The organism is Rosistilla ulvae (assembly GCF_007741475.1).
Lineage (GTDB): Bacteria > Planctomycetota > Planctomycetia > Pirellulales > Pirellulaceae > Rosistilla > Rosistilla ulvae.
Genome location: NZ_CP036261.1, coordinates 4,746,965 through 4,770,496, shown reverse-complemented (window position 1 = coordinate 4,770,496; position 23,532 = coordinate 4,746,965). Strand labels below are relative to the sequence as shown.

20 protein-coding genes are annotated in these 23,532 nt (G+C 56.7%); 12 read left to right on the top strand and 8 right to left on the bottom strand.

Annotation, left to right across the window (positions count from 1 at the left end):
- Positions 1-193: 193 nt before the first annotated feature.
- Entirely contained in the window at positions 194-2,449 is a 2,256-nt protein-coding gene (gene rlmKL / locus EC9_RS16830; RefSeq protein ID WP_145346995.1) for a bifunctional 23S rRNA (guanine(2069)-N(7))-methyltransferase RlmK/23S rRNA (guanine(2445)-N(2))-methyltransferase RlmL, read from the top strand.
- Between the two features lie 426 nt (positions 2,450-2,875).
- Positions 2,876-3,883, top strand: a complete 1,008-nt coding sequence (locus EC9_RS16825; RefSeq protein ID WP_145346993.1) for a fatty acid desaturase family protein — start codon at positions 2,876-2,878, stop codon at positions 3,881-3,883.
- A 32-nt stretch (positions 3,884-3,915) separates the two neighbouring features.
- Here the strand turns inward: EC9_RS16825 and EC9_RS16820 are convergent, their stop codons facing one another.
- The 3 genes from EC9_RS16820 to EC9_RS16810 form a co-directional block, all read right to left on the bottom strand.
- Positions 3,916-4,878 (bottom strand): type II secretion system F family protein, encoded by a 963-nt coding sequence (locus EC9_RS16820; protein ID WP_145346991.1) that lies wholly within the window; start codon positions 4,876-4,878, stop codon positions 3,916-3,918.
- 98 nt (positions 4,879-4,976) lie between these two features.
- A complete protein-coding gene (locus EC9_RS16815; RefSeq protein WP_145346989.1) occupies positions 4,977-5,945 on the bottom strand; it encodes a type II secretion system F family protein in 969 nt (322 codons plus the stop codon).
- Positions 5,946-5,965: 20 nt separating this feature from the next.
- Positions 5,966-7,291, bottom strand: a complete 1,326-nt coding sequence (locus EC9_RS16810) for a CpaF family protein (protein ID WP_218934202.1) — start codon at positions 7,289-7,291, stop codon at positions 5,966-5,968.
- A 426-nt stretch (positions 7,292-7,717) separates the two neighbouring features.
- Between EC9_RS16810 and EC9_RS16805 the strand changes: the two genes are divergently transcribed.
- From EC9_RS16805 to EC9_RS16770, 8 genes are all read left to right on the top strand, one after another.
- Positions 7,718-8,245 carry a hypothetical protein gene (locus tag EC9_RS16805; protein WP_145346985.1) on the top strand — a complete coding sequence of 176 codons (528 nt, stop codon included), beginning with the start codon at positions 7,718-7,720 and terminating at the stop codon, positions 8,243-8,245.
- A 387-nt stretch (positions 8,246-8,632) separates the two neighbouring features.
- Positions 8,633-9,262 (top strand): RNA polymerase sigma factor, encoded by a 630-nt coding sequence (locus EC9_RS16800; protein WP_145346983.1) that lies wholly within the window; start codon positions 8,633-8,635, stop codon positions 9,260-9,262.
- A 57-nt stretch (positions 9,263-9,319) separates the two neighbouring features.
- Entirely contained in the window at positions 9,320-10,318 is a 999-nt protein-coding gene (locus EC9_RS16795) for a hypothetical protein (protein WP_145346981.1), read from the top strand.
- A gap of 426 nt (positions 10,319-10,744) precedes the next feature.
- Complete coding sequence (locus tag EC9_RS16790) at positions 10,745-12,157, top strand: DUF1501 domain-containing protein (RefSeq protein WP_145346979.1); 1,413 nt, start codon at positions 10,745-10,747, stop codon at positions 12,155-12,157.
- Between the two features lie 215 nt (positions 12,158-12,372).
- The gene (locus tag EC9_RS16785; protein ID WP_145346977.1) at positions 12,373-12,630 is read left to right on the top strand and encodes a hypothetical protein; all 258 of its coding nucleotides are present in this window, start codon (positions 12,373-12,375) and stop codon (positions 12,628-12,630) included.
- A 660-nt stretch (positions 12,631-13,290) separates the two neighbouring features.
- Positions 13,291-13,752 (top strand): Lpg1974 family pore-forming outer membrane protein, encoded by a 462-nt coding sequence (locus EC9_RS16780; RefSeq protein ID WP_145346975.1) that lies wholly within the window; start codon positions 13,291-13,293, stop codon positions 13,750-13,752.
- Positions 13,753-14,002: 250 nt separating this feature from the next.
- Complete coding sequence (locus tag EC9_RS16775; protein ID WP_145346973.1) at positions 14,003-15,415, top strand: aminotransferase class III-fold pyridoxal phosphate-dependent enzyme; 1,413 nt, start codon at positions 14,003-14,005, stop codon at positions 15,413-15,415.
- Positions 15,416-15,417: 2 nt separating this feature from the next.
- On the top strand, positions 15,418-16,425 hold the full coding sequence (locus EC9_RS16770; RefSeq protein WP_145346971.1) for an arginine N-succinyltransferase: 1,008 nt from the start codon (positions 15,418-15,420) through the stop codon (positions 16,423-16,425).
- A 25-nt stretch (positions 16,426-16,450) separates the two neighbouring features.
- On the opposite strand, the gene EC9_RS26600 is transcribed toward EC9_RS16770, so the two are convergent.
- The 3 genes from EC9_RS26600 to EC9_RS16755 form a co-directional block, all read right to left on the bottom strand.
- Positions 16,451-16,861, bottom strand: a complete 411-nt coding sequence (locus EC9_RS26600) for a DUF2752 domain-containing protein (RefSeq protein ID WP_218934201.1) — start codon at positions 16,859-16,861, stop codon at positions 16,451-16,453.
- Between the two features lie 316 nt (positions 16,862-17,177).
- Complete coding sequence (locus EC9_RS16760) at positions 17,178-18,395, bottom strand: glycosyltransferase (protein WP_145346967.1); 1,218 nt, start codon at positions 18,393-18,395, stop codon at positions 17,178-17,180.
- A 131-nt stretch (positions 18,396-18,526) separates the two neighbouring features.
- Positions 18,527-19,210, bottom strand: coding sequence for a redox-sensing transcriptional repressor Rex (locus EC9_RS16755; RefSeq protein ID WP_145346965.1), 684 nt, complete (start codon positions 19,208-19,210; stop codon positions 18,527-18,529).
- A 451-nt stretch (positions 19,211-19,661) separates the two neighbouring features.
- Between EC9_RS16755 and EC9_RS16750 the strand changes: the two genes are divergently transcribed.
- Entirely contained in the window at positions 19,662-21,311 is a 1,650-nt protein-coding gene (locus tag EC9_RS16750) for a hypothetical protein (RefSeq protein ID WP_145346963.1), read from the top strand.
- A 111-nt stretch (positions 21,312-21,422) separates the two neighbouring features.
- On the opposite strand, the gene EC9_RS16745 is transcribed toward EC9_RS16750, so the two are convergent.
- On the bottom strand, positions 21,423-21,626 hold the full coding sequence (locus EC9_RS16745) for a hypothetical protein (RefSeq protein ID WP_145346961.1): 204 nt from the start codon (positions 21,624-21,626) through the stop codon (positions 21,423-21,425).
- A gap of 147 nt (positions 21,627-21,773) precedes the next feature.
- Here EC9_RS16745 and EC9_RS16740 point away from each other — a divergent pair, with 147 nt between their 5' ends.
- Positions 21,774-22,973, top strand: a complete 1,200-nt coding sequence (locus EC9_RS16740) for an aminotransferase class V-fold PLP-dependent enzyme (RefSeq protein WP_145346959.1) — start codon at positions 21,774-21,776, stop codon at positions 22,971-22,973.
- Positions 22,974-23,058: 85 nt separating this feature from the next.
- Here EC9_RS16740 and EC9_RS16735 read toward each other — a convergent pair whose 3' ends face one another.
- Positions 23,059-23,307 (bottom strand): hypothetical protein, encoded by a 249-nt coding sequence (locus tag EC9_RS16735; RefSeq protein WP_145346957.1) that lies wholly within the window; start codon positions 23,305-23,307, stop codon positions 23,059-23,061.
- Positions 23,308-23,532 lie beyond the last annotated feature (225 nt).

Here is a 23,532-nt window from a genome sequence, read left to right as displayed (position 1 = left end):
CTTGCAAGATGAAAGTGTGCCCCAGGGTGTCTTCGGATGCCCTGGGGTTTTTTTATGCCCTCACCGACCGGTATCGATCGAACCACCGATTCCCATCCCTTCGCGATCTCACCATTCTGCGATATCGTGAACGATTCCCGCGTCGATGACGCGTTGGATGCTCCCAGAACCCTCGCGAAGCTCTTCTGTTCACATGTCTGATTCCCTCGATTTAATTGCTACCTGTGCCTTTGGTCTCGAAGCCGTGGTCCGCCGCGAACTGGCCGATCTGGGGTATGTTGGCAAAGTGCTCACGCCCGGGCGAATCTTGTTCGTCGCACCGCCGGAGGCGATCTGCCGTGCCAATCTTTGGTTGCGGTCGGCCGATCGTGTGTTGGTCCGTTTGGCCAGCTTTGAAGCCGGCGACTTCGACGCCCTGTTCGATCAAACGCGCGATCTTCCCTGGAGCCAATGGCTGCCCAAGGACGCTTGTTTTCCGGTTTCTGGGAAGTCGCACAATTCTCAATTGGAAAGCGTTCCAGCGATCCAACGGACCGTGAAGAAGGCAGCGGTGTTGGGGATGCAGCGAGAATATGGGACCGAACTGTTGGACGAATCCGGGGCCCAATACAAATTAGAAGCGTCGTTGATTCAAGATCAGATGACGCTAACGCTCGACACGACCGGACCGGGATTGCATAAACGCCCTTATTGCGAACGTCCAGGTTTGGTTCAGATCAAGGAAACGCTCGCCGCTGCGTTGGTGATGCTGAGTTTCTGGAACCGCGACCGGCCGATGGTCGATCCGTTTTGCGGCAACGGCACGATCGTGATCGAAGCTGCGATGATCGGCCGCCGGATGGCACCGGGGCTGGGACGCAGTTTTTCCTCGCAACAATGGCCCACGCTTTCGCAAGCGTTGTGGGAACAGGCGACCGACGAGGCGTTGCAGCTGCAATTGCCCGAACTGGAGGGGCGGATCATCGGTACCGATGTCGATGGACGCGCGTTGGCGGCGGCTCGCGAAAACGCACACCTGGCCGGCGTGGAGGGTTCGGTCCATTTTCAGACCAAGTCGTTCGATGCGCTCTCCAGTCCCAAGCAGTACGGTTGCTTGATCACCCACACGCCCTACGACATGAGCGGCCGCCGGAATCCCGGTCAGGACGCGCTCTACCGTTCGATCCCGTTGGTTCTGCGGCGGCTGACCACGTGGTCCCATTACGTGCTGACACCGCACCCGCGGTTTGAACAGATCGTCGGACGCGACGCCGACCGCCGGCGGAAACTGTACAACGCCCGTACCGAATGTACTTATTATCAGTTCCATGGACCGAAACGGCCGCGGCAGGGGGGCGATGCCGATCCATCGGGTGCCGCGGTATCGGTCTCTGACGATCCAAGCGGTCAAGAAATCGAACCGGGGACAGAGTCGGAAGTGGCAGCCAAGATTCAGCCGTCGCCGGTCCCCTCGCGGCCGGTCCAGGCGATTACCCCTGCCTTTGGGCACCTGGACGCCAAGGCTCACGAACAGGCTGCACTGTTTCGCACGCGGTTGACCAAGCGGGCAAGGCATTTGCGCCGACTGCCGACCCGCCAAGGTGTGACCTGTTTCCGACTGTACGAGCGGGATATTCCCGAGATTCCGTTGGTTGTCGACCGCTATGGCGATCATCTACATATTAATGAATACGAACGGCCGCACGATCGCGATCCGGCCCAGCATGCCAACTGGTTGGACCTGATGGCGCAGACGGCAAGCGATACGTTACAGATTCCCAAAGGGCAGACCTTCTTAAAACGACGTTCGCGGCAATCGGGATCGAGCCAACACGAGCATGTTGCCAGCGAGCAATACGAGACCGAAGTCGACGAGGCGGGGCTGCGTTTTATCGTCAACCTATCGGATTACGTCGATACCGGGCTGTTTCTGGACCACCGGCTGACGCGGGGGATGGTCCGTGGCGAGGCGGAGGGGAAATCGATGCTGAATCTGTTTGCCTACACCGGTTCGTTTTCGGTCTACGCCGCCGCCGGGGGGGCGTCGCGGACGACGACCGTCGACTGGTCGAACACTTATTTGGATTGGGCCCGGCGGAACATGGCGCTTAACGGATTCAATGGTTTGGAGCACAAGTATCATCGCGATAGCACGCTCGATTTCCTTGCCAATCACGTTCCCAAACCGACCTATGACCTCGCGGTTGTCGATCCGCCAACGTTCTCCAACAGCAAGCGGACCGACGATGTTTGGGAGGTACAGCACGGGTATGTCGATCTATTGAATTCGGTGCTGAAGCTGATGAACCCCGGAGGCGTGGTCTACTTCAGCAGCAATTTTCGGCGTCTGAAGTTTGACCACGGCGCGATCGAAGCGACCGATATCCGCGAGATCTCGGCGCAAACAGTCCCCCCAGAATACCGAAACCGCCGTATCCATCGCTGTTGGCGGATCGTAAAGCAGCCGTAGCGCGGTCCCCGGCGTGAGAACGACCCGTTGCGGAACTCGTCAACGGCCTGTTGATTTAATCGCATGCGAACTTCTTGGATTAGCCGTTTGGGCGTTAGCCCAGGTTTAGCAGTGCTTGAACCGGGGCTAACGCCCAAACGGCTGATTAAATCAACAGGCCGTCAAGAGTTTCGGGGGGCATCGGCGGTGGATCGAAAGACTTGACGTCTTCCGCTACGCTGAAAAATGGCCAACGCTATGAGGGGAAAACCGCTTCTCGGTTAAATGCCCTGTGACTCCTAGAGGGAAAGGGGTATATTCCGGCATCTGCGGGATGCAGAAACGAATACCTGCGAGCCGTATGGCGAATGGGACTTACAGCAGGCCCCTTCATTGCTCCGTTCGATTCGGTGTATTTACTTTTCTGAAACGACGGCAAGCAGCTGAATGACCTTTGACAAAACGACCGACCAACGTGGGGATCCGCGGTCTCCCAAGCAGCTGCTAATCGCTAGCAAGGAATTTGCCAGTGAGCATCGCCTGCTCAGTTGGTGGCATCTCTGGTCGACGCTTGCCGTTTGTTTTGCGTTGATCGGCGTATCGATCAGCGATCTCTCGCTGTGGCTGCGGATTCCGGCAAGCATTGCCGTCGGTTTGGTCACCGTCCGTCTATTTATCATCTACCACGATTATCAGCACAGCGCGATCCTCGCCAAGTCGGTTTTGGCGCGTTGGATCATGGCGACCTACGGCATGTTGGTGCTGGCCCCGACAAGCGTTTGGAAGCATTCCCACGATGTGCATCATCGCAAGAACTCCCAGACCTTTGGTGCCAACGTCGGTTCGTATCCGATCATGACGACACACGCTTATGCCAACGCGTTGGCTTCGGAGAAGTTCTCCTACGCCGCTTCGCGTCATCCGCTGACGATTGTCCTGGGCTACTTCACCGTCTTCATTTGGCGGATGTGTTTGCAGGCATTCATCTCCAACCCGCGCGAGCACTTCGACGGGGGCGTTGCGATTTTGTTGCACGTTGCCCTAGCGATCGGGCTGTTGATGTTCGGCGTCGACGTCATGATGTTGGGGCTGATCGTCCCGCTGTTTGTCGCTTCGGGCTTAGGAGCGTATCTGTTTTACGCACAACACAATTACCCGTCGGCGAAGATGCACCCCAGCAGCGAGTGGAGCCATGTCGATGCAGCGCTTCAGTCGTCCAGCTTCATCCCGATGAACCCTGTGATGAACTGGTTCACTGGCAACATCGGTTACCATCACGTTCACCATTTGAACGCGCGGATCCCTTTTTACCGCTTGCCCGAAGCGATGGCCGCTCTGCCGGAATTGCAAACTCCCGGCGTTACCACGCTTCGTCCCGGTGACATCGCCGCATGTCTGCGGCTGAAATTATGGTGTCCCGACCAGGAAAAGTTTGTCGGCTTCAACGGCATGTAAACTAGACGACGCTGAAGCGGCGCGTTTGTTGTCTAGAACGAATCCTGAGCGATCATGGCGATAGCGGCCGGTCCAACCAGCACGACAAAGATGCCGGGGAAAATGAAGATGACCAGCGGGAAGATCAGCTTCACCGCACTCTTGGCTGCCTTTTCTTCGGCGATTTGACGGCGTTTCACACGCATCGAATCGGACTGAACTCGCAACGCCTGGGCGATGCTGCTGCCGAATTTGTCGGCTTGGATCAAAATCGACGCCAGCGCCTTGAGATCATCGACGTCGCTGCGGTTGCCGAGCAATTTGAGGACTTCGTTTCGTGGTCGGCCCAGTTGCAATTGCGCGTTGGCGACGCCAAATTCTTCGGCGATCACCTTGTAGGTTTTTCCCATTTCGGTCGAAACCTTCCGCATCGCTTGATCCAATCCCAAGCCCGCTTCGACGCATACGACCATCAAGTCCAACGCATCGGGCAAGCCGAGGAAGATGTTCTGTTTACGGCAGCTGATGATCCACGACAGCGCCAACTCGGGCAGGAAGAACATGATCCCGCCAGCGATCACCAACTTCAGCAGCGCGTCTTGGCTGAATCCTTGGGCGATGACCGCGATTCCGCCACCGATCACGAGACCGACGAGAGCGGAGATGACTTTGAGGGTCAGGAACATCGTCGATGCGCCTTGGTTTCGGAACCCGGCTTGCATCAACCGCAGTTTCAGTTTGCCTTGACTGACTTCGTCTTTGGGTTGCAGCGAATTGGCCAACGGCGCGGCGCGATTTAGCACCGACGCCAAGGCTTCCTTCTTTGTGGCATCGGGATCGCCTTGTCTGCCGTCGCCTCGCTGGGCTTGGCGGAGTTCATCAAGACGCGATTCCGCGCGGTTCGATTCGTCGCCTCCACTGACCCGTCCCAGGATCAGCCACGCGACGGCTGAGACGCCAACGAAGATGGCACCCAGGACGATAAAGCTGGTGGTTTGTATGTCGGCTTCGAACATCAAAATATCCTTGTACCAAAATCTAATTTGACGTGCCGCATTGAGCGTGTCGCGGCGGGTTGCAATGCATTCATGCCCGGATCAAAGGCCACCAAACGTTAGACTCGAATCGTGATAATCTTGCGGATCACCAACGCACCCAACAATTGCATCACCAACGCTCCGGCCATCATCTTGCGGCCCATCGGATCGGTAAACAGCATCATCGCGTAGTCGTAATTCAAATACAGCATTGTGAGGAACAGGGTCGGTGGCATCGCCAACAACACGATTCCGCTCATCCGACCTTCGCCCGTCAACGCGGCGACTTGGCCTTGGATCTGCAAACGTTCGCGGACCAGATGGCTGATCTTGTCGAGGATTTCGGCAAGGTCACCACCCGTTTCACGCTGCAAGATGATCGCCATCGCGAAGAACTTCAGGTCCATGTTGGGAACGCGTTCGGTCATGTCGTCGAGCGCTTCTTCCAACGCGATACCGAGGTTTTGTTCTTCGAAGCAGCGGGCGAATTCCTTGCGGATCGGATCGCGCATTTCGCTGGCGATCAAACCGAACCCTGCCGCCAACGAGTGGCCGGCTCGAAGGCTGCGGGAGAGCAGTTCGAGGGCTTCGGGCATTTGGTTTCCGAACTTCGACATCCGTCGGTTCCGCATGAACATCACGTACAAAAACGGAATCGACGCTAACATGCCGCCCAACAATGGGCCCAGCAGGACGGGGATCGGGGTCACAAAACAGACGCCGATACCTGCCGCAAACAAGCCCGCAACAAGTGCGAAGAACTTGCCTGCGTTCAGATTCAAATCGGCCTGTTCGAGGTACAACCCCATGCCGGGAAGCGATTTCAGCAGCGCATCGAGTCGGTCTTTCCCTTCGTCAAAACCGCCTGCGTAAAGCGCCGTCGCTTGTGCCGGATCATCGGGGCCCTTTTTGAGCCGAGCCAGGGTGTCGAGCCGATTTTCGGCGGTCGATGGACCTCCGGCTTCGGAGTCGACCATCAACCAGGCCCCGGCGATCAACGCCGAGATGCCAACGCCCACGGCGATTACGATTATCAATGTTATCATGCTTGGTTACCTCAACGGCGCTATGCTTCCATCATCACGCGCTCACGGAACGCACTGGCTGGCAAACGAATTCCCTTGCCTTCCAATTTCTCCATGAACGTGGGACGCACACCGGTGCAGATAAAGCGACCTTTTGCCTTACCGTCGGCACCAATGCCTTGTTGGTCAAATCGATAGATGTCTTGCATTACGATCGTGTCCTGCTCCATCCCGACGATCTCGGTGATGTACGTGACACGTCGCTTTCCGCCTTGCAGACGGCTGGCTTGGATCATCACATCGACGGCGCCGGCGATCTGCGATCGAATCGCTTTGACCGGCATTTCGAAGCCAGCCATCATCACCAACGTCTCCAGACGCGCGATGGCGTCGCGTGGATTGTTACTGTGGATCGTCGTCAACGATCCATCGTGACCGGTGTTCATCGCTTGCAACATGTCCAATGTTTCACCACCACGGCATTCGCCGATGATGATCCGTTCAGGACGCATACGCAGAGCATTCTTGACAAGATCCGTTGCCGTCACCGCGCCGTTGCCTTCGATGTTTGGCGGCCGCGTTTCCAGACGCACGACGTGATCCTGTTGCAATTGAAGCTCCGCCGCATCCTCGATCGTGACGATCCGTTCGTCGTGCGGGATGAAGCTGCTGAGCGTGTTCAGGAGAGTCGTTTTACCCGAGCCCGTACCGCCCGAAATGATCATGTTCATCCGAGCTTTGATGCAGCCTTCCAGCAGCATCACCATCTCGGGCGTGAACGCTTGGTAGTTCAACAGATCTTCCAGCTTCAGCGGGTTGCTGCCGAAACGACGAATTGAAACCGCCGCACCGTCTAGGGCTAGCGGCGGGATGATCGCATTCACACGGCTGCCGTCTTCCAAACGGGCGTCGACCATTGGGCAGGTCTCGTCGACACGACGGCCGACCTTCGAAACGATTCGGTCGATGATCTGCAGCAGGTGTTTGTTGTCGCGGAATTCGACCTCGCTCTTCTGCAGCTGGCCTTCCTTTTCGACATAGATGTTCTTGGGACCGTTGATCAGAATATCGCTGACCTTCTTGTCCTTGAGGATGATCTCCAACGGGCCCAGGCCAAACGTCTCGTCCAGAACCTCGTCGACGATCCGTTCGCGCTCCTGACGATTCAGCAGCGTCTCTTCGGCGTCGCACAAGTGCTCGACGACCATCCGGATTTCGCGTTTGAGCGTATCGCCTTTGAGATCTCCGACCTTCGAAAGGTCCAGCTTGTCGACCAACTTGCTGTGGATACGCCCTTTGATCTGCTCAAACTGTTCTTGACGGCTCTGTTCTGGGCGACCTGCCGTAGGATTCATCGTTCGTGACATTTCAGCTTTCTCAGCAAAATTGCTTGTTGTTCTCAGTTTGCCGCCAGTGTCGATAGACCGTGGCCGCAAAGACTGGGTTTGCTTGACACGTTGGCCCCGTTGCGTGGTGTCAACCAAATCTTCTCAGGGAAACTTAGCTTACAAATGCATGTCGCTGCGCCGGTTGTGGAAAAAATGCAACATCGCGCAACCTCGCCCGAGCTACTTGAACTGCGGAGTCGGCAAATCCGTTATATCCCTCAGCCTTTTCCCCGAAGCTCCGTCTTTGGGGCGGCGGTACAATCGACAAATCAGGAATTCGTACCCTCCAACGCGGGCAAATTTTGTTTGCCGGCCCACTCGCGATTCACTAGGCTCAGTCGATTCCCCACCGATTGGTGGGCGGAACGACAGTCCCGACGCGTCTGGAGAGAGGGGATGATTCGAATGCACCACACACTTTTGGCGGTCGCGCAGTTGCTGGTGGTCTGCTCTTGGGGATTTGCACAAGGAGCGCAGACAACGCCGAAAGGGGCCGACAGCGATCGGTTACAAGGTCTTTGGATCGCCGATCTGGCGCCGGGCTTGCAGGGGAGGATCGAATTTGAAGGCGACCAGTTGCGTTTTGCGCACATCCACCAAGACGACCACAAGCGAGTAATCTGGGACGGCTATTTTGCCTTGAACGAGCAAGCCGATCCCCAACAGATGGATTGGCTGCCGCGGAAGGGCTCGCAGCCAAAGTCTGGGGGGAAATCGGTGCCGGTGAACCGCGCCATCTATCAATTGCAAGGCGAGCTGTTGTTGATCATTGGCAGCACGCAAGGGGGACGCCCGACGGCGTTCTACAGCGGTGGGGGGGAACAGCGTCCCAAGACGATCATTTTCCGCCGGGCTCCGGATCGGCCAGATCCAGTCGCCATACCGTTGAATCTAGGCTCGGTTCCGCTGAGCCCGACCCCCACGGGGCGATGATCTCCCGGTGGGAAGCCTGCTGTGCTTCGACTTTTGTTCGCTAGAATCATTATAAAAATCTAGAAAGATCTGAATTTACGATGAAGAAGGGAGCCGGAAGCGATGGCGGGGACGAAGCCCTTGGGTTCGAATTTTACTGGAAAAACGGGGGTGGAATGCCAGCATTCGCCGTTATGGCGAGGCATGGCTGACCGCCAAAGTGATTGACGAAGCGGATTGGGGTGGATTAAGCTGAGTCCAGTCTTTTACGCGTCTTTATTGATTCGCTGGAACGTGATTTACGCTTCCGGCAACACGTTTTTGAACGCCTTGTCTACATAAGTCTTTATTCCAACTGATCGTGCCGAACCCCCACCTTCTGTTCGGCGAGAGGCCAAGTGAAATCCTATGACGGCTACGCTAGAGTCCAACGAGTCGACGCTCGGCTACGACGACGTATCCGACGAACAACTGCTGCTGACCTACCGCAGCAGCGGCAATCGCGCCTTGTTCGAAGCGCTGATGCAGCGTTATCAGAGAGAGATCTACAGTTACCTGCGGCGGTACCTCGGTGACGCCGAGCAGGCCGAAGATGCCTTCCAGTTGACCTTCCTGCAAGTTCACTTGCGAGCGGAGACATTCGAAGAGGGACGAAAATTTCGTCCCTGGTTTTATGCGATTGCAACGAACCAAGCGATCGACTTGCAACGTAAGAACCGTAGACATCGAATGGTCAGTCTGGACCGAACCCGCAATGTCGACGACGACGAATCGAAGTGGACCGAGAAATTAGTCGGCAGCGATCCCGATCCGTGGTTGGTTGCTTCGGGGCGTGAAAACCAGGAAAGCGTTCAAGGGATTGTCGCCCAGTTGAGCGATTCGATGCAGAAAGTCGTTCAATTGGTCTATTACCAGGGGTTGAAATATCGCGAAGCTGCCGACGTGTTGGGAATTCCCGTCGGGACGGTCAAAAGCCGTCTGAACGCCGCCGTCTCGCGATTGAATCAACTCTGGGAAGAGTCTCAGTCGGTGAAGTAACGCACCCGCGCGATACTTCATCTGCACCCAGGGCAATGTGAAGAGGGTTCGTCGACGATGCGCGAAGATCTGCTTGGATATTTGTTAGGTGCGCTGGAGCCCGAAGAGGTTCTGCGTGTCGAAGCGCTGTTGGATTCGGATCCCGATGCTAGGGCGGAATTGCAACGGATCAAGGAATCGTTGCGTCCGTTGGATGAAGAGTCCGAATCGTTTGAACCGCCAGCCGATTTGATCGGCCGCACGATGGACTTTATCGAGGCCTCCAAACCCCAGCCTGCCGCTACCCCTTCGGTCGATTCGGCGATTCCATTTTCGGAAACCGGGCTCTCGCAACGGGGGGCATCGACGCGTCGTTGGCGAATTCCCGATGCGTTGGTTGCGACGGTCTCGATGATCGTTTTGGGAGGTTTGGTCTTTCCGGCGATTCTCGAAGGGCGTTACGAGGCGCGGCGGACCCAGTGCCAAAGCAATCTCCAGGAACTAGGGACCGCGTTGGCGCAGTTTGCGATCAGCGAACCCGATCAACGATTGCCCAAGATCGATCTCCGCGGGCCGCTGGCGTTTGCGGGGGTCTATGCGGTCGATCTGAAGGAACACGATCTGCTCGACCGAGAAAACGCGATCTGGTGTCCTTCGCAAAACCAGCCGTCGACGTCAACTATTGTGCCCAGCAAGCTTCAATTGCAGGAGGCTTCGTCGGCCGAGTTGTTGCGTCTGCAAAACGTTTCCGGGGGCCAATTGGCTTACACCCTCGGCGTGATGGACGATCAAATCTACCACGCGCCGCGATATGAATCGCGATCGACGTTTGCGATCCTGGGAGATGCGCCGGTTCGCACTGCCGATGGCACTCTATTGGCTCACGATGGTCGCGGCTTCAATCTGCTCTACGAGGACGGCCGAGTGCGGTTTGTCTCCAGCACCGCGGCTCTGGGAACCCAAGACCAACCGTTTGTGAATCTCGAGAATCGGATCGAAGCGGGGCTGAATGTCAACGACGCTTCGCTTGGCGAAAGCGACCGAGCTCCGTTTGTTTGGGTCAAGCAATCGCTCTAGGCGATCGTTGGCCAGCGTCGATGCTTCGGTCGCTGTAATGCATCCGTGAAATCGGCTGGCTCGTCCAATCAATAACGCATTGGCACTCTTCGCGATGGCGCTTCCAAGCCACGGCCCGTGGCGTCACCAATCTCTTTGCCAGCGGAACGTTCTCCAGTGTCGCGGTCAGGACCATGACTAAGCTGGCCCAAAACGATAGGGGCAGCATCTTTTGGAAATCCGGTACACCGCCGGAGGTGATCTGTAGCTGCGCGATGAGCCTGTTGTGTTAGTGCATGGATATTCGCGCCGGAGAGGAGGTCTGGAGATTCGCGGCGGAGAATTTGGGGGATGAAAAGTTCGCAATCGCCTCTATGAAGCGATACAATCCCGTCACTGTCCTCACCCCGCCCTCAATCTCCCGCCTCGAGGTAAAGCACTATGGACATGGGAAAGATTCGTATCGATCGCCGCACCGCAATCGTGGCCTCTAGCGTTGGATATGCCGGGATGCGGTTGCCGTCGGCGGCGACGGCCAGCCCTGGTTCGCCGGCGACGCGATCGGCGGGGAAGGCGAAATCGACGATCCTGTTCTTTTTGTGTGGCGGGGCGTCGCATGTCGACACTTGGGACATGAAGCCCGATGCGGGGAGCGCTTATCGAGGACCGTTTGCTTCGATCCAGACCGCCGCCGCCGGAATCCGGCTGTGCGAACATCTACCGATGACCGCCAAGGTGGCCGATCATCTGGCGATCGTCCACGGTGTCAGCGATCGCGGCCGGGCAACGGGTGACCATCACGCCGGTTATTACTACAACCTGACTGGACACGCCCCCGACAACACGTTCCGCACGCAGGGCAATGACCGGCGTCCCTACGCCGACGACTGGCCTTTCATGGGATCGGTCGTCGCCTCGCGTCGCGAGCCGCACGAGTCGTTGCCGCAGGCGATCACTCTGCCTCATAAGCCCAGTCGACCTCCCTACACGCGGCCGGGCCAATTTTCGGCGCGATTGGGAGCCGAGTTCGATCCGTTTTATTTGAGTAGCGATCCAGGGCAACCGCTCACCTTCCAGGCCCCTTCGCTAACATTGCAAGATGGCGTCACGCGCGACCGGTTGAGCGATCGTAAAGGATTGCTGAAATCGATCGACGGGGCGCGGCGAACGTTTGAGACCCACGCGGGTGCAAAGAACTTTGAGATCCAACATCGCAAGGCGTTTGAGCTGTTGGCATCGACGGCGACCAGCCGCGCGTTTGATGTCTCCGAAGAACCGTTGGCTGTTCGCGAAAGGTACGGCCAGACCGTCAACGGCACCAGCCTTTTGATGGCTCGCCGCCTGGTGCAGGCGGGCGTTCCGTTTGTGACCGTGTTTTGGAAAGAGGACACCAGCATTCAGGCAAAGTGCAAAAGCGCTGGCGGGTGGGATACGCATGGAAACAATTTTCAGTGCCTGCAGGAAAACCTTCTACCCGAATTCGATCGTTGTTATTCGGCCTTGCTCGAAGACCTTGCGCAAAGCGGATTGATCGACGACACGTTGGTCTTGGTCTCTAGCGAGATGGGACGCAAACCAAAGATCGGCGACGTTCGATCGGGCGGCGTCGTCGGGGCGGGACGCGATCACTGGACCGCTTGCATGAGCAACCTGTTTGCCGGCGGTGGCATCCGCGGTGGCCAGATCTTCGGCGGGACCGACAAGCGAGGCGAATACCCGGAACATCAAACGATTGGTCCGGAGGACATCGTGAAAACGGTCTACAAGGCGATGGGAGTGAACGACCTCTCGGCGATCGATGCCAGCGGCCAGCCGATCAGTTTGTTAGCCGAAGGCGAGCCGCTTCACGAGCTGTTTTAAAAGTACCTAACAAGTTTTATCAGCTCCCTCGCCAACCAGGGCGTTGGTTTCGTTGTATCCGCAGCGTCCTGCGACTATCTTTTACGATCGTGGATTGATACGATTTTCGCTTGCGATGTTCTGGTCTTCTGACGCTACAGCGATGTTTGGTTGCCCGCATCTTTCCTCATACTGCGTTAAACCTTCTGAGTCGCAGACCGCTAGGAACACGAATCATGAAGAAACACGAGTGGCGTGAGACAACCGACGAAGGCGAAATTCGTCTAGCCACCGCGACACGACACGCGGGGAAATGGAAACTGCGGTCCCGCCTGAAATCCGAAACGGAATGGACCGAATTTTCGGTCATCCCACTCGACGATCTCCAAACACTTCACGACCTTGTCTCGAATAAATATCAGCGTAGTCGTGCGCCTTACGAGCACGTCTTGGAGCTCGAGGCCCTAATTGCAGCGGCGGAACTCCGGAAGTAGTTGGCGAGCGTTTGCGGTAGACGTTTCCCGCAACTTGTGTTTCTGAATTGTCAGATGCCAACGATTCGCCACGACAGTGCCACGTCATTGGCGACCGAAAGAAAGCCGGTTGGTTTTTTCTCGCTGAATCGATCGATTGGCTGATGGAAACTTGTGTGGTTTCTACACGAATGTTCCTTCAATAGCGTTCCGACAATGCCATTTCGGTTTCTTATGCCGACAGACCAAAGAGGTTTCACGATTTCGGCATTGAAATGATTTCATATGCGATCGTTGGAACGGTGGTACTTACGGATGACTTTGGCCATGCACAAGACTTGCTTTTACCTTCTCGCGTTTCAATTTTGCTCCCTTGCTAGTTTTGCTAACGCCGCCGACAACGACTGCGGCGATTTCGGAGCCTCTTCATCCTGCAACAGCAATCTCTGTTGCAAGTCCAACAGTGGCTTCTTCGCAGACGCGGAATTGACATTGTTGACACCGCATTCGGGGTCTGTGACGATTGCCCCGCTCAGCAGCACCGCGATTTTACCCGAACGCGATTTGGGTGTCGGTGGTCGTTATTGGTTGGGCTATCGGGCGGAAACCGGTTTAGGATTTCGATCGCGGTATTGGTCTTTCGACCAAGAAGCGGTTGGAGGTCCTACGTTGGATCCAAGTTTGACAGCACAGACTTGGGATGCTGAATTGACCCAGCTATTCACACGTGGCCGCTACTCATTCGATCTGTCCGGTGGTGTCCGTTGGGGCGAAATCGATGATCAAGTGGCCCCCGTGCTCACCGAATCGTTTAACGGTTGGGGATCGACCGTCGCTTTGTCGGCAAGTCGGCAACTTGGTAACGGTCCTTTTTCGCTGATCGGCGGAGCACGCGGATCGCTCCTTTTTGGTGATCATGTCGTCAACATCGTGGGGGCTCCGATTGCCTCATCGCAAGAGGTGATGCCTGTGTTGGAAATGCAATTGGGCGGCGAGTACTCCCAGGAATTGTGGGGAACCCACGCCTTTGCACGGGCTGCTTTTGAAACACAGTTGTGGGAACTTCCTCCAACGGCGCTAGGGCTGCTGGATCAAAACATCGGCTTCGTTGGCGTGACTTTCTCGACAGGCATTCGCTTCTAACGCGAATTCCGTTTGACGAGCACTTTGAAATTGAACCGGTAACGCATCATGCGTCTACCGGTTTTTTTATGGAGTGATCGAGGAAGAATCCGTCTTCGATTGCTCCGTCGCGACGAGGCGCCAGTCGTTGGTTGGCGCCAGATTCCGCCGAGTTCCATATTGCGGCGATTGCGCATTGGCGGCGTGAGACTATATACTTGAAGTTTCCATCGTTCCGGTTTTCGCGCTATTGTGTTCAGGTAAACGGTTCATGAACGACGACAACTCTCGTCTTATCGCCGATCGATTTCGCAACGACCCGCGGGTCGCTCAGGCCAAGGCCTTGTTGGCTGAAACGCTCCGCGAATATTCTGGTTCGCTGACCGAGGTGCGCTCCGCCAATCCACAGCTTGCGGAAGCTTATGCGGTTCAATTGGCGCGGCTGACCGAGGCCCGCGGCGCGGCCCCCTATTTCCCTTACATCGCCAGCGGCATTGGCAACGGTCCGTGGGTCGAATTGGCCGACGGTAGTGTCAAGCTGGATTTCATCGGCGGGATCGGCGTCCATGGGATGGGGCACAGCCACGAACAGATGTTGGACGCGGCGATCGACGGCGCTTTGGAGGACACGGTGATGCAAGGCAACTTGCAACAGAACCGCCCTTCGATCGAAATCTGCGAACGCTTGCTGGCCATGGCGAATTGCTGCGGTTCGGACTTGGGGCACTGCCTGCTGTCGACAAGCGGTGCGATGGCGAACGAGAACGCACTGAAGATCGCTTTTCATGCGCGTCGCCCAGCGGATCGGATCATCGCCTTTACGAACTGTTTCGCGGGGCGATCGCTTGCGTTGGCGGCGTTGACCGACCGACCAAGCTACCGCAGCGGACTTCCGGAAACGATCCTCGTCGACTATTTGCCTTTCTATGATCCGGCGAAACCGGGCGAGAGTACGCAAGCGGCTGTCGATCGATTGCAGGAATTGTTGGCCCGATATCCGGGGCGGCATGCGGCTTTCTGGGCCGAACCGATTGCGGGCGAAGGGGGCTACGTGGCGGGAAGTCCCGAATTTTTCAAGACGCTGTTGAAACCGATCCGGGAAGCGGGAATCCTGACGGTCTTCGACGAAGTGCAATCGTTTGGGCGGACCACCGCGCCGCTGGCCTACCAATCGTTTGATCTGGATCGGTATGTCGATATCGTCACGATTGGCAAGATCACGCAGGTTTGTGCGACGCTTTATCGCAAACAACTGCAGCCGACCGCGCCGATTCTCAGCCAAACCTTCACCGGGGCATCGGCGTCGATCGCGACCGGTCAGCGGATGTTGGACCAATTGGCGTCGGCGGGATGTTTTGGTGTCGACGGCCGAAATCAACGCAACCACGATCATTTTGTCAGTGGCTTGCAGTCCCTTGCCCAGCGGTACCCAGGGCAGGTTCAAGGTCCTTATGGCAAGGGGATGATGATCGCGTTGACGCCCGGCGACGGCAGCTATGAAACAGCCAATCGCTGGGTTCGCGAACTCTACGACGCGGGGCTGATCTGTTTCTTGTGCGGCGGGAATCCCTACCGAATTCGCTTCCTGCCGCCCCCAGCTATTACGACGCCCCTGCACATCGATCAAGCGATCGCGATCATCGATCGGATGTTGCAGACTTCAACCTCGACACCGGCAAGGTAACGATGGAAATTGTACGCGCCGCAACGCTCGACGATTGGGAACCGCTGTACGATTTGATCGGCCGAGCCGGAGTCGGTTTGACGTCGCTGCGGTTGACGAAAAATCAGCTGCACGAACGACTGGAGTGGTCGCACTTTGCCTTCACTCGCAAATCGGAACGTCCCGGCGGCGAACCGTATGTGTTTGTGATGGAAGATCTGGCATCGGGATCGTTGGTTGGAACGTCGTGCATTTTCGCCAAGACCGGCGGCTATGAACCGTTTTACACTTATGAAATCGTCTCGGAACCGAAATCTTCCGTCGAACTCGACGTTAGCGCGGACGTGCAAAGTCTGCATCTGCAGCGGATCCACGACGGTCCGACCGAAATTGGCAGCCTTTTCTTGCTGCCCGCATTCCGCGGTCGGGGACGCGGTCGCTTGCTGTCGATGGCCCGGTTTTCGATGATCGCGCAGCGGCCGGGGCGGTTTGCAAAAGAAGTGATTGCGGAGATGCGTGGTGTTTCGGATGCCACGGGGAAAAGTCCGTTTTGGGAGGCGATTGGACGACATTTCTTTCACGTCGATTTCCCCGTCGCCGATGCGTTGTCGACCGTTTCGAAGAAGTTCATCGATGATCTGATGCCACAGCATCCGATCTACTTGGACCTGTTGCCGGAAGAGGTCCGCGAGGTGATCGGTCAAGTGCACGAACAGACACAGCCGGCTCAAGCGATGCTCGCGAGCGAAGGTTTTGTGTCGCGTGGATTGGTCGATATATTTGATGCCGGCCCTATCCTGCATTCGGATCGCGATTCGATTCACAGTGTTGCCAGTTGTCGCAATCCAAGGGTTCGGGCGGGAGAAGTCCCCAGCGATGCAAAGCGACAGATCGTGACAACATCCGCCGCACGGTTTCGAGCTGTCAACAGCCAGGTGCACTGGATCGATGAAGGGACCGTTGCGCTTCCCGAAGCGACCGTCCGGGCGTTGCAATTGAGCGCTTCGGATAATGTCTGGACGCTTGGTTAACGCTGGGGCAATGTCGATGCATCGGTTAGTTTTCTTCGGGTGCGTCTTTGACCGATGTGGTCGGACTCGGTGGGGCGAACCAACTGCGAGTTGGTGACGGAACATTGCGGGCGATGAAATAGCCGATCAGCACGACGAGAATCGTCCAGGACAGGGTGGCCGTCGTGCGTTGGCCGGTTCGTCCGCGTCGACGTTCTCGCCAGATCAGCCCCAGCACGACCGGACTGCCAAGAACGACCAACGGGTTCATTCGGATGGCGGTCGTCACGTCGCCATGCAGGATCGCCCACACGGCCCGCGTGGTGCCGCATCCTGGGCAATGCAGGCCGGTCATTTCATGCAGCGGACACTTTGGGTACCAAGACGTTTCGTTGGGTTCAAAGTGGTGCAGGAGGAACCCACCCGCAACGATCAGCACTGTGGCTGCGGCGAACATCAGCAATGTTCGCCTATGGCGATAGGCCGTGGATCGCGGAAGTTCGGGGGGATTGGCCATGGCGGAGAGGTGCGATCCGTCGTTTCGGAGATCATTAAAAAACGACGCCGCGGTTCGCCGGAACTCTCTTGGTGATTGAAGGGCCATGCCCGCTCGGATGCCTGGTACGGCGAGTCCATTTGTATTTGCCGCAGTCCCGATGGGAAATCCTCTCACCCGCAAGGAAGCATCGCTGGCGCCGGCGACGCTCGCTTCAAACGAGTTTAGCCGTCGGGCGAGGATAGGGGGAGAGTGCGGGCGACCGGCCCCAGGTTTGCTAACGATCGACAACTTTGTTGTAGACATCGGCAACGCCGCGGGCCATCGCCATATCGGAGAATTCAGCGGCGTGGCGTTCCGATGCGGATTCGGCCAATTCATGCCAGGAAACCTCGCCGCTGACCAACCGCGTGATCTGTGCCGCCAAATCTGCGGGATCGTTCGGAGCGGCCAGCAGCCCTTCGTGATCGTGTCGGATCGCCTCGGGAGTTCCCTCGACGCGGGTGGCGATCACCGGCACTGCCGCAGCCATTGCTTCGAGGACGACCATCGGCAGTCCTTCGCCAAACAGGCTCGGTAAAACCATCGCGTCCAACTGGGCCAAGGCAGCGGGAATGTCGTCGACAAATCCGGTGAATTCGACGTCGGGGCCCAGTTGCAATTCATCGATCCGCGAACGAATGCTCGCTTCGTAGGCGGGGGTTTCGAAAGGGCCGACGCATCGCAGGCGGACGTCATATCCGGCATCGCGGACAATACGTTGGGCGTCGAGCAAGGTCTCAAGTCCCTTGCGAGGGCGATGCAGGGCGACGATGCCAAGCGTCCAGACGCCACCAACTTGCGGGAATTCCGTGCGTGGAGGACGAATCGTCGGTACCCCGTTATGAACTGTCGAAACGTTTGCAGCATCAAATCCGCACCCGATCGTGTGCTCCCGCAAGCTGTTCGAGACTGCGATCTGATGCGAGACCGAAAACAGGCAGAAACGCTCGGTCATCGCGTTGATGCGGTTCTGAATCGGACGGGTCGAATCGGCGGCGGCGGGGCTGTGAACGTGGTATACCCAAGGTCGCCGCGCTTGCCGCGATGCGTACGCCGCGATCATCGCCGAACGTGGCGTATGGGCATGCAACAGCTGGTAATTGCCATCGCGAGCCAGTTTGGCAACTCGCCGCGCCGCAGCGATGTCCCAGCGGTTTCGCATCTTCATGTCGAACAACTGGCTCGTTTCCACGTCGAAGTGCTTGGGGAAACGATCGGGGGTCAGGCAGGCGAAATCGACACTGACTCCAAATTCCGGCAGACAGCGTGCCAAATGGGTTTGAACGCGTTCGGCTCCCGAGAAATGTTCACCGTTGACAACGTGCAACACGCGCAATACCCGCTGACCGCGGCGCCCCGGATTGTGGTGCGCGGGCTGCTTGGAAAGATCGAGGTGCGGAGTGGCGATCGTCGCCTGGGGTGTGTGTTCGTCGAACAACAATTCGTTGGCCACTTATAGGCTCCTTGGCTAGCGAAACTAGGTTGCGTCCCCTGAAGCATAGCTCTCCCCTGCAGGATGGGGGAGAAAATTTCGCAGCAAGCCATTCGACGACGCAAACACCCGTTTTCCGGTGCCGTCGTTGGTTACTTTTGGCTGACAACAGCAAACGAAAGCTGCTGCAATTCGCTCGCCAGATCGACGTTCACAACGCAAACGCCGGGGAATTTCTGCAGCGTCCGAGGGGCAAAGTTCAATATGCCCGCGACTCCCGACGCGGCCAGGCGTTTCGCCACGGCATCTGCGGCATCGACCGGTACCGCCAGGATGGCCAGCGTAACACCTTCGGTCGCGATGGTCGTTTCAAGTTGATCCAGTGGTAGGATCGGAACCCCTCCGATGCTGCGGCTGCAGATCGCGGGGTCGGTATCGAAGGCGGCGACCAATTGAAAGCCTTGCTCGTCGAAGCCGCGATAGCGCAGCAACGCGTGCCCGAGGCTGCCCGCACCGATGAGAGCAACCTTCCAAGAGAGGTTGGTCCCCATCGTCTGACGGATTTGTCGAATCAGCGGCACGATTTCGTATCCCACGCCGCGCTGCCCCATCGATCCCAGATGGCTCACATCGCGGCGGACGACAGCGTCGCTGACCGACAACAACTGCCCCAACAACTTGCTGCTGACGTGCGATTCTCCCTCGCGGCGCAAGCGTCCCAGTTCGCGTGCATAAAGAATCAAACGGGCGACAGTCGCTGGGGGAATGGCGGGATTGATAGCACTGCCGGGTGGGAAATCCGGCTGGCTGTTGGGTTCGGTAGGTTCTGCGGCCATTGGTTCCCCGGAAACGGTTGCGAACGGCCCCCATATCGTTATTCCGGTTGGTGAACGATGCTCGCCAACAACGGGTTGCCTGTCCCGATTCTAACGATTGGGGGATTGCGTTTAAACAACGAATGTTGGCTGAAGGCAACGGTCGCGGCGTTTGATAACCCACACAATCGTTAAATCTGACAAGGAATGAACCAGCCAAACACCGCAAACCTTCTAATTTTACTTTGCGTTGCTCTTTAACTATCCCACCTTTGTTTCGCAGTCGATGAAATTGATGCACCGAGAGCGGTCTACCCTGCCTGGCTATTTTGCCACGATCTGGGTCGCGTCTCATTGTTGCCACTGGTTTGCATATTCCCCGCGATGTGTGGCGAGACCAATCTCGAGCAGACCAGATTCAAGCGTATGTCAAGCAAGGTTTCCGTTAAGCAAGATCCGAGGAGAGTGGGAAATGAGAAAGCTAATGCTTCTGCCAGCGATCGCAGCTATGTTGGCTGTCGGTTCGGCAAAGTCGGCTGATGCGGCGTATTGTAATGCCATCAGCTACCAAGATTGTGGTGGGTGCGCCAGCGCATCGGATGTTGTTCCAGCCGCATCGGGCGGTTGTGGAACACACACCGTCATGAAGACCGTTCGCGAGACGGTTTACGAACAGGTCCAAGAGACCCGTTACCGCACACGTTATGTTCGTAGCACCGAACAACGCGAAGTTCAAGCGACTCGCATGGTTCCTGTGACAACACAGAAAGAAGTTCAATACACGGTCATGAAGCCTGTGTATGAAACTCGCACCAAGGTGATCAACTACACGGTCAAAAAGCCTGTGTACGAGACCAAGACTCGTGTCATCAACTACACGGTTCAACGACCTGTGTACGAAACCAAGACTCGCGTCATCAACTACACAGTTCAAAAGCCTGTGTACGAAACCAAGACTCGCGTCATCAACTACACGGTCAAGCGACCTGTGTACGAGACCAAGACTCGCGTCATCAACTACACAGTTCAAAAGCCTGTGTACGAGACCAAGACTCGCGTCATCAACTACACGGTTCAAAAGCCTGTGTACGAGACCAAGCAACGCACGATCAACTACACCGTTTATCGTAACGTTCAAGAGCAAAAGACACGGACTGTAAACTACACCGTGTACAACACCGTTCGTGAGCAACGCTCTCGCACGGTCACCAAGAGCCGCATGGTTCCTGAGACCTACACTCGCACGATCCAAGTTCGTGGCGGTCACTGGGAGACTCAGACCTACGAAGTTCCCGGCCCAACTCGCACCCGCGTGATCCGTGAACCAGGTACTTGCACTTGGGATCCATGCCAATGCAAGAACGTTTACACACCAGGTTGCTGCCGCACCGAAACCTACCAATGTGCTCCTCGTACTTGCACAAAACGGGTTTGGCACCCAACTTGCGAAACCAAGGAAATCACCTGCACTCGCTACCGTCGCGAATGCTACACGGTTGAAGTTCCTTACACCGTTTGCCGTCAAGTTGCTGAATGCCGCACCAAGGAAGTCTGCTACACGGTTTGCCGTCGCGTTCCTGAATGCCGCACCAAAGTTTGCAACTACACCGTCTGCCGTATGGTTTGCGAACCACGTCAAAAGACCTGCACCTACAAGGTCTGCCGTATGGTCTGCGAACCACGTCAAAAGACCTGCACCTACAAGGTCTGCCGAATGGTTTGCGAACCACGTCAAAAGACCGTTTGCTACAAGGTCTGCCGCATGGTTTGTGAGCAACGTCAGAAGACCTGCACCTACAAAGTCTGCCGTATGGTTTGCGAACCACGTCAAAAGACCTGCAACTACACCGTCTGCCGCATGGTTTGCGAACCACGCACCAAGACCGTTTGCTACAAGGTCTGCCGAATGGTTCCCGAGTGCCGCACTCGCACCGTATGCTGCACCACGATGCAGAAGGAATGCTACACCAAGACGATCTGCGTACCGAAGTGCGAAAAGGTTTGCGAACCTTACACCGTCACTCGTTGCGTTCCACGAACGATCTGCAAGCAAGTTCCTGTTCAGGTTTGCTGCCCAGCACCAGCGAGCTGCGGCGGATGCAACAGCGGTTGCGGATGCTAGAACGTTGACTGGACCACTTAGGGTCTGCTAACGAAAGCCGAAGAGGGTCGAAGCTGTAGCTTCGGCCCTCTTTTTGTTTGACCAGGCTGCTCCGTTTGGGCGGGCCTTCGGTCAGACCTGCTCGCGGAACGTCATCCAGCTCATGACACCAAGGGCGATGCTGAGTATTAAGAAGGCGATGTCCATCATCATACTGGCCCCTTGGAAGGGCGCAACATCATCCATGCCTGCCATACTCATTCCAAAGTCGGAGGCAAATAAGATAAATAACAGAGCAGCCACCACAAGGCTGATCAGGCATAGTGCCTTGGGCATCAACGATCCTCGGCTTATTATCGCGGTACTGACGTGCATGTTGGGAAGCCAAGTGCATCAGTATAGTTAAAGAAAAGTGTTTCACCTAAGCCGATTAGCACGAATCTGGGTTCGTCCTACAGGCGGCACGTATTTTAGTGATTATGCATGTCAAACCAACCACTATCCACCGAATATTCGCTGCAGTCCGATCCTTGGCTGTGGTGGCGGTCCAAGATGCCAATCGCACAGCGGTGGGCCTACTTTGATCACGCGGCCGTTGCCCCACTTTCGGAACCGGCTCAATTGCGGATGATCGGGTTCGCCGACGAAGCTGCACAAACAGCCACTACTCTCTGGCCGTTTTGGGCCAAGGGGGTGGAGTCGTTCCGTAGCGGTGTTGCCCAATGGTTGGGCGCATCGACGGCGGAAATCGCGATGATTCCAAACACATCCCATGGAATCAATCTCGTTGCCGAAGGGTTTCCCTGGGAATCCGGAGACAATGTAGTCACCTTTGCCGGCGAATTCCCGTCGAACCGTTTGCCATGGGATAATCAGAAATCCAAAGGAGTCGAAGTTCGCACCGTCGAGTCTCCCGGCGGCGAAGTTTCGTTCGACGCGATCGCCGAACAGATCGATGACCGAACTCGCATCGTGGCGATCAGTTGGGTCGGATATGCATCGGGGTTTCGAGTCGATCTCGATGCGCTGACCGAATTGGTCCACTCCAGAGGTGCGTTGCTGTTTGTCGACGCGATTCAAGGAATGGGAATCTATCCGATCGATGTCGCCAAGACTCCGATCGATTTCCTTGCCGCCGACGGTCACAAATGGATGTTGGGCCCCGAAGGAGCCGGTTTTGCGTATATTCGCCGGGAGCACTTGGATCTGCTGCGCTGCACGCATGTCGGTTGGCACAGCGTCCGCAATTCCGCTGACTTTGCCAACGCGCAGCTCGATCTACGCCCCGAGGCTTCCCGTTTTGAAGCTGGATCGGCGAATATGGTGGGGCTGTTGTCGCTAGCGGAAAGCGCTTCCATGTTTTGGAAAGTCATCGAAGCGCACGGACGCGATGCGATCGCCAATCGGGTCCTTCAGACAACCGCTACGTTGGTCGAGCGTCTGCAGCAAGCTGGCGCAAACGTTCTGCACGATTGGCCCGCAGCCAACCGCAGCAGCATCGTTGTGTTCGACGTCCCGGGGGTCCCCCCAGCGGAGGTCCGTGGGATCGGATTGCAGCAAGACGTTGTACTTAGTTGTCGCGGCGGAGGCGTGCGAGCCAGCGTCCACGTTTACAACAACGAACAGGATATCGATCGATTGATCCAGGTCGTTGAGACCGCTCGGACGCTGTCGTCAACTTAAGTTGCCTTCCTCTGCGACGCATCGCTGGGGCGTCGCATGATTTTTTCTACGAAGCCGGTCCGGCCGCTTGTCGGATCGTAGATCCCTAGGATTTGGCGGGGTCCAGATCGTTCAGCGATTTGCCCAGCCGTTTGCGAGCGCCGCCGCGTGCGGTTCGGCTGCCGACTCGCTTGGTTTCCCCGTCGCTGTCGTTTTTCAGAAACGCCAGGATATCGGGATCCATTGTTTCGGTTTCGGCGGGCGTACCCATGGTTTCAATCGCATCGCTGACACCCAGCAGGACCGATTGCTTTACACCCTGACGCATCCAATCGAAGAAATTCACGTTGACCATTGCCTAATTCCCTTTGGCAAAATTTTGGATCGAGCAAGTCAGGCCATACTGCGAGAGCCTGGCAACGACCTGGACGTTAACGATCCGCCGGAGTGCGTGTCCAGACAGAACCGCACCGCAGCAATTTTTTTGGCAAAGAAAAGACGTCGGCAACTTGCCCTCGACTTTTCGCAAGTTGGTCTTGAGCCAAAATGAACTTTTTTTCTAATCTCCCGCCATCGGTTG

Bases quoted from the DNA above. Each gene is read 5' to 3' on its own strand.
- rlmKL (WP_145346995.1), top strand. From the start codon at position 194: ATGTCTGATTCCCTCGATTTAATTGCTACCTGTGCCTTTGGTCTCGAA.
- EC9_RS16825 (WP_145346993.1), top strand. From the start codon at position 2,876: ATGACCTTTGACAAAACGACCGACCAACGTGGGGATCCGCGGTCTCCC.
- EC9_RS16820 (WP_145346991.1), bottom strand. From the start codon at position 4,878: ATGTTCGAAGCCGACATACAAACCACCAGCTTTATCGTCCTGGGTGCC.
- EC9_RS16815 (WP_145346989.1), bottom strand. From the start codon at position 5,945: ATGATAACATTGATAATCGTAATCGCCGTGGGCGTTGGCATCTCGGCG.
- EC9_RS16810 (WP_218934202.1), bottom strand. From the start codon at position 7,291: ATGTCACGAACGATGAATCCTACGGCAGGTCGCCCAGAACAGAGCCGT.
- EC9_RS16805 (WP_145346985.1), top strand. From the start codon at position 7,718: ATGCACCACACACTTTTGGCGGTCGCGCAGTTGCTGGTGGTCTGCTCT.
- EC9_RS16800 (WP_145346983.1), top strand. From the start codon at position 8,633: ATGACGGCTACGCTAGAGTCCAACGAGTCGACGCTCGGCTACGACGAC.
- EC9_RS16795 (WP_145346981.1), top strand. From the start codon at position 9,320: ATGCGCGAAGATCTGCTTGGATATTTGTTAGGTGCGCTGGAGCCCGAA.
- EC9_RS16790 (WP_145346979.1), top strand. From the start codon at position 10,745: ATGGGAAAGATTCGTATCGATCGCCGCACCGCAATCGTGGCCTCTAGC.
- EC9_RS16785 (WP_145346977.1), top strand. From the start codon at position 12,373: ATGAAGAAACACGAGTGGCGTGAGACAACCGACGAAGGCGAAATTCGT.
- EC9_RS16775 (WP_145346973.1), top strand. From the start codon at position 14,003: ATGAACGACGACAACTCTCGTCTTATCGCCGATCGATTTCGCAACGAC.
- EC9_RS16770 (WP_145346971.1), top strand. From the start codon at position 15,418: ATGGAAATTGTACGCGCCGCAACGCTCGACGATTGGGAACCGCTGTAC.
- EC9_RS26600 (WP_218934201.1), bottom strand. From the start codon at position 16,861: ATGTTCGCCGCAGCCACAGTGCTGATCGTTGCGGGTGGGTTCCTCCTG.
- EC9_RS16755 (WP_145346965.1), bottom strand. From the start codon at position 19,210: ATGGCCGCAGAACCTACCGAACCCAACAGCCAGCCGGATTTCCCACCC.
- EC9_RS16750 (WP_145346963.1), top strand. From the start codon at position 19,662: ATGAGAAAGCTAATGCTTCTGCCAGCGATCGCAGCTATGTTGGCTGTC.
- EC9_RS16745 (WP_145346961.1), bottom strand. From the start codon at position 21,626: ATGCCCAAGGCACTATGCCTGATCAGCCTTGTGGTGGCTGCTCTGTTA.
- EC9_RS16740 (WP_145346959.1), top strand. From the start codon at position 21,774: ATGTCAAACCAACCACTATCCACCGAATATTCGCTGCAGTCCGATCCT.
- EC9_RS16735 (WP_145346957.1), bottom strand. From the start codon at position 23,307: ATGGTCAACGTGAATTTCTTCGATTGGATGCGTCAGGGTGTAAAGCAA.